The sequence below is a fragment of the Aeromonas sp. HMWF014 genome (assembly GCF_963878295.1).
GTDB classification, from domain to species: domain Bacteria; phylum Pseudomonadota; class Gammaproteobacteria; order Enterobacterales; family Aeromonadaceae; genus Aeromonas; species Aeromonas popoffii.
In genome coordinates this window covers 1-9179 of sequence record NZ_CAWNYS010000049.1, presented here as the reverse complement: position 1 = coordinate 9179, position 9179 = coordinate 1, and the positions used below count along the sequence as shown (strand labels likewise).

Annotated in this window: 10 protein-coding genes; 2 read left to right on the top strand and 8 right to left on the bottom strand. The window is 61.1% G+C overall.

The features are described from left to right. Nucleotides 1–65 precede the first annotated feature (65 nt). The 6 genes from AAC083_RS01795 to AAC083_RS01770 all read right to left on the bottom strand — a co-directional run bounded on the left by AAC083_RS01795 (nucleotide 66) and on the right by AAC083_RS01770 (nucleotide 5438). Nucleotides 66–725, bottom strand: coding sequence for an HAD family hydrolase (locus AAC083_RS01795; protein WP_108535710.1), 660 nt, complete (start codon nucleotides 723–725; stop codon nucleotides 66–68). Between the two features lie 65 nt (nucleotides 726–790). After that, nucleotides 791–1798 (bottom strand): ABC transporter ATP-binding protein, encoded by a 1008-nt coding sequence (locus AAC083_RS01790; protein WP_108535709.1) that lies wholly within the window; start codon nucleotides 1796–1798, stop codon nucleotides 791–793. A 6-nt stretch (nucleotides 1799–1804) separates the two neighbouring features. Then, on the bottom strand, nucleotides 1805–2581 hold the full coding sequence (locus tag AAC083_RS01785; protein WP_042039313.1) for an ABC transporter permease: 777 nt from the start codon (nucleotides 2579–2581) through the stop codon (nucleotides 1805–1807). 68 nt (nucleotides 2582–2649) lie between these two features. Further along, nucleotides 2650–3549 (bottom strand): ABC transporter permease, encoded by a 900-nt coding sequence (locus tag AAC083_RS01780; RefSeq protein WP_108535708.1) that lies wholly within the window; start codon nucleotides 3547–3549, stop codon nucleotides 2650–2652. Then, complete coding sequence (locus AAC083_RS01775) at nucleotides 3549–4382, bottom strand: alkaline phosphatase family protein (protein ID WP_108535707.1); 834 nt, start codon at nucleotides 4380–4382, stop codon at nucleotides 3549–3551. Before AAC083_RS01775 ends, AAC083_RS01780 begins: the two co-directional genes overlap by 1 nt. Nucleotides 4383–4391: 9 nt before the next feature. Further along, nucleotides 4392–5438: an ABC transporter substrate-binding protein gene (locus tag AAC083_RS01770; protein WP_108535706.1), complete on the bottom strand. Its 1047-nt coding sequence runs from the start codon at nucleotides 5436–5438 to the stop codon at nucleotides 4392–4394. A 183-nt stretch (nucleotides 5439–5621) separates the two neighbouring features. Between AAC083_RS01770 and AAC083_RS01765 the strand changes: the two genes are divergently transcribed. Further along, nucleotides 5622–6452 carry a UTRA domain-containing protein gene (locus tag AAC083_RS01765; protein WP_084204726.1) on the top strand — a complete coding sequence of 277 codons (831 nt, stop codon included), beginning with the start codon at nucleotides 5622–5624 and terminating at the stop codon, nucleotides 6450–6452. A gap of 151 nt (nucleotides 6453–6603) precedes the next feature. Here the strand turns inward: AAC083_RS01765 and AAC083_RS01760 are convergent, their stop codons facing one another. Together AAC083_RS01760 and AAC083_RS01755 are read right to left on the bottom strand one after the other, a co-directional pair. Continuing rightward, nucleotides 6604–7368, bottom strand: a complete 765-nt coding sequence (locus AAC083_RS01760) for a helix-turn-helix domain-containing protein (RefSeq protein WP_108535704.1) — start codon at nucleotides 7366–7368, stop codon at nucleotides 6604–6606. Between the two features lie 416 nt (nucleotides 7369–7784). Then, the gene (locus AAC083_RS01755) at nucleotides 7785–8720 is read right to left on the bottom strand and encodes a LysR family transcriptional regulator (protein ID WP_108535703.1); all 936 of its coding nucleotides are present in this window, start codon (nucleotides 8718–8720) and stop codon (nucleotides 7785–7787) included. 263 nt (nucleotides 8721–8983) lie between these two features. On the opposite strand from AAC083_RS01755, the gene AAC083_RS01750 reads away from it, so the two are divergent. Beyond that, nucleotides 8984–9179: hypothetical protein (locus tag AAC083_RS01750; RefSeq protein ID WP_108535702.1), on the top strand; the 196-nt coding region annotated here is incomplete at its 3' end.

The window sequence follows — 9179 nt, the reverse complement described above, 5'->3', positions numbered from 1 at the left end:
CATCAGAAGGATCGGTCAATGGATCCTTAACTGATCGGCATTAGGCCCGAGGGCCTCTTCTTCATTTAGCCGTTCAGTTGCCAGTCCAGGGTGGGCCAGTCGTGTTCGGCGGCGATCTGACGCAGGCCGGGAGCCGGGTTGACCGCATGAGGATGGCTCACCGCTCGCAGCAGTGGCAGGTCGTTGTGGGAGTCGCTGTAACCGTAACTATCCTGCCAGAGGTTGTCGTCTCCGGCGAAGAGCTGGTCGATGCGGGCCACCTTGCCCTCCCGAAAACTCAGGGTGCCGCGAGTCTGGCCGGTCAGCATCCCCTCCTCCTCATCGAGCAGGATGGCGACGCAGTGATCCATCCCCAGCATCTGCGCCATGGGCGCCACCAGATGTTCGCCGGAGGCCGAGATCAGCACCAGCTCGTCCCCTTGCTTGCGGTGCCACTCGATGCGCGCCAACCCCTCGGGGTAGATCCGCGCCCGCAGCACCTGCTCGGCGAAGCGGTGGCACTGTTGGCTGAGCCACTGACGTGACTTGCCTGCCAGCGGCTGCAGGGTGAAGGCCATGTACTGGTGCATGTCCATCTTGCCCTGATGGTAGAGGGACATCATGGCCTGCTCTTCGGCAATCATGTCCGCCGGGGCCAGCTCCTGGGCCACCATGTACTCCAGCCAGAGGCTGGCGGAATCCCCGGCAATCAGGGTCTCATCCAGATCAAACAGTGCCAGTGCCATGACGGCTCCTTGGGTTGGTGACCGGCATCATGATGCCGGTCGAAAACAGAATGGGATACATGGCTTTATGCTACCTCACACAGCTGATCCCGGGCCACCACCAGGGTCACGGCGCTGCCGGTTGCCAGCAGATCGCCGGCCGAGCGGTTGAGGCAATCCACCGTCAAGAGTCCCGCCTCGCACGCCACCTGATAGCGGATGACGTTGCCGAGCAGCTGTTGCTGACGCACTATGCCGGGCAGGCAAGGCTCGCTGCTGGTCGCCCCTGCGGGCAGCAGGGTGATGGATTCTGGGCGCAGCGCCAGCTTGCCCTGAAAATGGGGGCCGAACAGCGACTTGCCCTGCTCTGCGCCGAGCAGGTTGTAGTTGCCGATAAAGCTCGCCACAAACTCGCTGGCAGGGCGGGTGTAGATCTGCTCCGGCGTACCGCTCTGCACGATGGATCCCTTGTTCATCAGGAAGATCCGATCCGACAGGGTAAGCGCCTCCTCCTGATCGTGGGTCACGAAGATGGTGGTGAGCTCAAGGCGTTGCTGGATCTCGCGGATCTGCTGGCGCAGGCTGCGGCGGATGCGGGCATCCAGCGCGGAGAGCGGCTCGTCCAGCAAGAGGATCCTTGGCCGCACCACCAAAGCCCGCGCCAGCGCCACCCGCTGGCGCTGACCGCCGGAGAGCTCACCCGGATAGCGGCGCTCGAAGCCGGTCAGCTCCACCAGCTCCAGCGCTTCCTGCACGCTGGCCGCCAGCTCCCGCCCCGGCTGGGGCTTCATCTTGAGGCCGAAGGCGACGTTGTCCCACACCGTCATGTTGGGGAACAGCGCATAGCTCTGGAACACCATGCCGATGCCCCGCTTCTGGGGCGCCTGCCAGGTAATGTCTTCACCGGCCACCCGCACCTGACCGCCATCCACCTGGGTGAGCCCGGCCAATGCCCGCAGCAGGGTGGACTTGCCGCAGCCGGAGGGGCCGAGCAGAGTCACCAGCTCCCCCTTGCGAATGCCGAATTCGATCCCCTCGAACACCGGGGTATCGCCGTAGGATTTGTGCAGTTGATTGACTTCTAAATGAAACATCTTGGATCACCGATGAAATCTGTTGGCCGCCCAGGTGAGCAGCAGGGTCAGCAGGAAGTAGCTCATCACCAGCGCACTGGTGAAGTGGCCCGAGGTGGCGCGCATGTTGTAGAGGTAGACCTGCAGGGTCTCGTAACGGGTGCCTACCAGCATGTTGGCAAACACGAACTCGCCGAGCAGGAAGGAGAGCGAGAGAAACAGTGCCGCCAGCAATCCCTTGCGCAGGCAAGGGATCACCACCAACAGGAAGGCGCGGCGACTGCTCGCTCCCAGCAGGTGGGCAGCATCCATCAGATCCTTGAGCGGCACCCCTTGCAGGCTGTTGGCCAGCGCCCGGTACATAAAAGGGAGCACCACGGTGAACCAGGTGCCGATCAGGATCCAGGGCGTGCCGACGATGGGCAGGGGGCCGTCGGCGTAGATCTGCAGCAGTCCCACCGAGGAGACCACGGGCGGCACCGCAAAGGGGAGCAGGATCAGCAGGTTCATCCAGGGATCCAGCTTGGGGAAGTAGTAGGCCACCACCAACACGGTGGGCACCAGCACCAGGGTCCCCAGCAGCAGAGTGGCGAAGCAGACCAGCAGGCTGCGGCCAAACGCCGCGAGAAAGCGCGGATCGCCCAACAGCTTCAGATACCAGTCGAGGGTGAAGCCATCCGGCAGCATGGTCGCCCCCCAGCGGGTGGAGATGGAATAGAGGAAGGTGGCCAGCAGCGGCAGCAGCAGGGTGGCGACCAGCGCCCCCAGCACCCACTTTGGCCAGCGCGGTGTCAAATCATGCATCTTGTCGTCTCCCGCCAGGATGCAGGCCAGCTGCACCCGGCTTGTTCAATCCAGTACAGGGTGTCAGGTCATGCATGGGACTGCCCCTTGTTCACATAGCTCTTTTTCAGCAACCACTGGTTGGCGGCCGTCACCACCCCCAGCAGCACCATCAGGATCACCGCCAGCGCCGCCGCCATATTGGGCTCGAGGAAGATGTCGCCGGAGACCAGACTGGCCACCCTGATAGTCACCAGATTGAAGTTGCCGGTGGTGAGGGCGTAGGCGGAGGCATAGGCACCCACTGCGTTGGCAAACAGGATGATCAGGGTGCCGAGCAGGGCGGGTGTGAGCACCGGCAGCGCCACGTGCCACACATACTGACGCTTGCTCGCCCCCAGCAGTGCCGCAGCCTGCGGCCACTCATCCTGCAAGGCATCGAACGCCGGATAGAGCAGCAGCAAGGCGAGCGGGATCTGGAAGTAGGTGTAGATGAGGATGAGGCCCGACCCCGAGTAGAGGTTGAAGCCGTCGATGAGGCCCCAGGATTTCAGCAGCAGGGTAACGGCGCCGTTGATACCGAGAATGATGATGAAGGCGAACGCCAGCGGCACCCCGCTGAAGTTGCCTGTCATGGTGACAAACGCCAGCAGCAGCCGTTTGACCCGCTCGCCGCTGTGGCGCAGCGCCGCCGCACCCAGGGTGCCGATGGCAAGCCCCGCCAGACTGGCGATACCGGCGATCCGCAACGAGTTGGCGAAGGATTGCAGATAGAAGGGGGAGCTCAGGATCTCCCGGTAGTAGTCGAGACCCCAGCCATCGGGGGTCTGAAAGCTGCCCACCAGCACCCACACCATGGGGGCAAGCTGGAACAGGATCATCAGCAGGATAAACGGCAGCAATACCAGCGCGGGCAGCCAGTGACGGCGCACCCGGCGCCGGGTTACCACGGGTTGATCCAGCAGGATCTCGGTGGTGGCGGGCATCATCAGTGCACCTCACGCATAAAGGCCGCCTTGAGCAGCGGGGGAGCAACCGGTTTATCGTGGGGAACGCCCAGCAAGTCGGCCATCAGGGCGCAAAGTTGGGTCTGGGCGATAACAACGCCATCCGGCCAGTGTTCGATAAAGGCATCGCCAAACAGCCAGAGCGGCACGGTGCGCTCCTCGGGCAGGGTGCCGCCGTGGCTTAAGTCGTTGTTCATACCGTGATCCGAGGTGATCACCACCTGATACCCCTCTGCCAGCCACTGGGGCAGCAGATCGGCCAGCAGGCTGTCCATCCGGCGCGCCTGATTGCGGTACTGGCGCGAATCGAGGCCAAACTGGTGGCCAGCGTCATCCACCCCCATCGGGTGGATCAGCAGAAAGTCGGGGTCGTACTGGCTACGCAGCCATTCCCCATCCATCAGCAGATGGCTGTCGGGGTAGTTGTCATCCCAGTAGAAGCAGCCGTGCTGGATCGGCAACTGCTCGTCATGGGTGTAACGATCTCGCAGCGCCAGCCAGGGGCTGCGGTTGTAGAGTTCGCTCACCCAGTAATAGGCCGCCGCTGCGGTGCGTTTACCCGCGGCGCGGGCCAGATGGAAGATGGCGTCGTGCTGGCTCAGGCGACTCACCCCGTTGTGGGTGATGCCGCTTGCCACCGGTGGCACGCCGGTCAGGATGCACTCGTAGAGCGGTCGGGAGAGGGAGGGCAGGGCACAGCTCAGGGTCGTATACAAGCCGCGCTTCGCCTCCACCATGCCACCGAGGTAGCCCATGGTGTGGGCTACCTCGGCTGCCAGACCATCCACAAGTACCACTATCACCTTGTGTTGCACTGGATTCCCTTACTGCATGTTGATCATGACGGTTTCTTGCCACTGGCGTGGCAGGGCCTTGGAGCTCTGCTCCCAGGCTGCATGGTCGCTGACCGGCTTGGCATTGGCATACTGCTCGGCTGGCAGCAGCTTGGCCTTCACGTCATCCGGCAGGGTCACGTTGCTGCGGATGGGGCGGGCATAGCCACGGGCCAGGTTAATTTGACCGGCATCGGAGAGGATGTATTCGCGCGCCAGCTTGGCGGCGTTGGGGTTCTTGGCCCACTTGTTGATGATGGTGGTGTAACCGGCGATGACGGAGCCGTCGCTCGGGATCACTACCTCAAACTTCTTGGGGTCAATCTGGTCGCGGTAGTTGAGGGCGTTGAAGTCCCACAGCACACCCACTTCCACTTCGCCCTTCTCGATATTGGCGATGGTCGGGTCATTCAGCGACAGACGACCCTGCTTGGCCAGCTGGCCGAACAGCTCCAGCGCGGGCTTGAGGTTCTTCTCACTGCCGCCGGTGGCATAGGCCGCTGCCAGCACGCCGTTGTTGGCCTGGGAGGCGACACCCACATCACCCAGGGTCACCTTGTAGTCACCACCCAGCAGGGATTGCCAGCTGGTGGGGGCAGCCTTGACCAGATCCTTGTTGATCAGGAAGGCGATGGTACCGGTATAGGCCAGCATCCAGTGACCGTCCGCATCCTTGGCCCAGTTGGGAATATCGGCCCAGGTGGAGGGTTTGTAGGGCTGAGTGACCCCCTGCTTGACCGCCACCGGACCGAAGGCGCCGCCCACGTCACCGATATCGGCGGTGGCATTGGCCTTCTCGGCGGCAAACTTGGCGATCTCCTGCGCCGAGCTCATGTCGGTATCCTGATGCTTGATGCCGTAGATGCTGCCCAGCTGTTGCCAGGTATCCTTCCAGTTGGCCCAGCTGTCGGGCATGCCGATACTGCTGAGTTGCCCTTCGCCACGGGCGGCCTTTTCGATATCCGCGATATTTTCGGCGGCAAACAGTGGTTGGCTGATGGCCACCAGGGCCAGTGCACTTGCGATCACGCTTTTCATTATCCCATCCTTCTGGACTAGGTCAGTTAAGGTTCGAGAGGGATGCTAGAGGGGAAATATGACGGTGGCGGGGCGCTTTGATGGCAGTTTGATGACAATCGCCCTGTCACGCCGCTGTCATCCGGAACGGTTACAACTCAGGGTCGACAGCCGCTGGTCTACTCCAGGCGGGTGCAAACCGGAATGACCAACAGGGATATGAGTGTGACCGAGCCGAGATTGAGCGAGCAGATATTGAACGAACAGAGAATGGCCGATGGCCGCTCCTCCTCCAAGTGCGAACAGATTTGCCAGACCCTGCGCCGCTATATCGGCAGCGGCCAGCTGGTGGCGGGGCAGCAGCTGCCTGCCGAACGGGCGCTGAGCGAGCGCTTCGCCACCACCCGCATCACCATCAAGGAGGCGCTCTCCAGCCTCGAAGCAGACGGCCTCATCTACCGGGCCGAGCGGCGTGGCTGGTTCGTGGCACCGCCCCGGCTTACCTACGATCCTGCCATCCACACCCACTTTCACCAGTGGATCGGCGAGCAGCAACGCACCGCCGAAACCCGGGTGCTGGCCCACGGCAGCGAGCTTGCCAGCAGCGAACTGTGCCGCTGGATGGGGCTGGATCCCTTCACCCCCCTCTATGAAATCCGCCGCCTGCGGCTGATCGATGGGCGACCTGTGCTCCATGTCAGCCACCATCTGCTGGCCAGCCGCTTTCCCGATATAGCCAGTGCGCCGCTGGCCAGCTCCCTCACCGAGCTCTATCAGCAGCGTTATGGCATAGGCCAGGGCGGGGCGAGTATGGAGATCACCCCCTCGGCGGCGCGGGGTGCCATCGCCCGCGCGCTCAATCTGGCGGAGGGGAGTGCCGTGCTGCGGCTGGTGCGGGTCAACTATGACGAGCGAGGGGGGCTGGTGGATTGTGATATCGAACACTGGCGGCCAGATGCCATCCGCATCTGTCTCGATACGCGAGCGTTGCAGCCGCTCGCAGGCAAGCTGCAACAAACCCGGCGCGCCGATTAGGGAATATCCAGAGCACTGTCGAACACAGTGGCCATCCGCATCTGTCTCGATACCCAAGCGCTGCAACCGGCCGTAGGCAGATTGCTGCAAGCTTCTCAACTCACCGGGTAGAGCCCAACCAACACGGCGGATCCCGCAGGATCCGCCGGGATCAGTTGTCGATATTGGGGATCATGTCGTCGAAGCTGTGATAGCCACAATCCGCCAGTTGCAGCGACATGGTGTAGGTCTTGGCGTGCTCCTGCTGACCGATGGCGGGGCGGTTGAGCTTGAGCTCCTGATGCCAGTACTCCTTCATCCGATCGATCAGCGCCATCGCCTCGCTCTCGTTGAGGTGCAGCTGGCAGAGCGCCATGTAATTGTTCGGCTTGTGCATGTTCTCCACCAGATACTCCCCCAGCACCGACATTGCCTGCCGTGCCTGCTGGCGGGCGAAGCGGCTGTGCTGCTCGAAGCTGATGCGCTCGCTGATGAGGAAGTGGTAACTGTTGTCGATACCGAGCTGCAAAATGCCCAGCTTCTCCAGCTTGCGCAGGTAGAGGTAGCAGGAGGCATCGGTCAGGCTGTACTCCCGCTTGAGATCGATCAGCGTCTTGTCACGCCAGAAGATGTTGGCGAGAAAGGCGTAGAGCCCCGGCTCGTTGTGAAACGCCTCGTCTTGCTCCTGAGTGAAGACGGCACGGCGGCTCTGGGCGTCCTGAGTGCGGTCCAGCAGCTCCTCGAATGACAGCCCCACCAAGTGGCAGATCTCCAGCAGAGTATCGAACGGCAGGGAGGGCTTGTTCATCATCCGTTTCACGGTGGCGATGGAGACGCCCATCGCCTCTGCCAGGGTCTGATAGCGGATCCCCTTGTCGGTCAGGGTCTTCTTCAGGGTGTCGAGAATATTGTTGGCCAGGGTCTGGCTGTAGGTCATGCAACTATTCCTTTATCTGCATCTTTATGTTGTGTCAGAAATTGAGTGATTTTGTCGTTGTGGGCTCAGATATTGACACTTAAAAAAACCAGAGGAAATAAATCCGTCGTAATCGATTGAAATGGCCAGACCAGTCAAGGGTGAAGGTTGCAGATAGTGATACTCTGCGGTGCATATCTTTCAACCATTCAACATTTTTCTGGTGGTGCATAAAACATCGCGCATAATTCAAAACGAATCGGATTCAAGACCTTCCTGGTTGAGAAATCGATTGTTTGCTTCCAATTTAAGGGTTTTTTAAACCGAAAGGTTTTTATTCTTTCCTGGCATTGAGCGGAACTCGCAAGAGGTCCGCTTTTTTCTTTTCCCCTAATGTGCACCTACCGTCAAGCGGAGGCGGGCTCCGCCTCCATCTGTCATACCAAAGGCTCCCCGGCCTCATTTCCCTTGCCGGGAAACAGCTTGGGGATCTCCCGTACCAGCCAGCTCTTGGCCTTGCCCATGGTATCGCGCCGCCAGGCCAGCACGACCTGGATCTGGTGACGATATTCGGGGCTGATCACCTTGAGGCGGCCTGCCTTGATGTCCTCTTCTATCCAGCTCAGCGGCATGGTGCCGACGCCTATCCCCGCCAGCAGGGCATCGCGCTTCTCCGTCATGGTACTGACGGTGAGGCGTGGCTGCTTGTCGAGCAGGCGATAGGTGAGCACCGGCTTGCGCAGCGCAGAGTCCGCCACTGCGATGGCGCGGTAGCGGCGCAGTGTTTCGTCCGCCAGGGGTTCGGGCTCCTGGTGCAGCGGGTGATCCGGGTGGGCGACGTAGAGCATCACCTCTTCTAGCAGCACCTGATGCTTGACGCCTGTCAGCATGATATCGGGGTTGAGGGAGGAGATGAGCAGGTCGGCGCGGCCATCTTCCAGACACTCCCAGCTGCCTGCCAGCACCTCGGCGCGAAACCTCAACCGGGTATCCGTCAGCTCGGCCAACCTTTCGACCAGGGGATAGAGTGTCTGCAGCGGCATCAGGGCATCGACGGCGATGGTGATGTCTGTCTCCCAGCCACGGGCCAGCGCCCGGGTTTCACCCACCAGATGCTCGGCGGCGGCCAGCAGTACCCGGCCTTGCTCCAGCAGCATGCGGCCGGCCGGGGTGAACTTGGTTCTGTGACCGCTGCGATCAAACAGCATGGCGTCCAGCTCGTCTTCCAGCTTCTGTACCGTGTAGCTCAGCGCCGAGGGGACCTTGCCCAGCTCGTCGGCGGCCGCCGCGAAGCTGCCACGGCGATCGATGGCATCCAGTACCCGGATGGCTTCCAGGGTCAGCGCCCGTTCCTTGTTCGATTCCTTGGCCATTTCATACCTTCAATTTTTTTGAACATGTTTACCAGTTTATCTCGCTAACAACTTAGGCCAAGTGTCTTTAATATTCAATCAACGCTTAGGCAGGAAGGCCTGGCGGCCAAATAAACGGTAGTTCCGGGCTGTGATATCATAAAGAGTGATGTCTGATGTCGGTGAAAGAACAACATACTATTTGAATAACCTCTTGCATGGATGCATTGATTCTGGCCGATCTGGCCTTGGCAATGACATAAAAACCAAGAGAGTGAACGAACATGAAAAATGTAATCAAGATGCTGGCCGTTGCAGGCCTGATGACCGCTGGTTTTGCACAGGCTTCCGTTCCCGCAGATCTCAACGCCGCCCCGGGTGTGCTGTTTGTGAACTGGCATGCGACCGCCATTGTGGATGGCAAGGCCAACCCCATGCTGGAAGTGCGTGACGAGTCTGGCGATGTGCTGGCATCAGTCC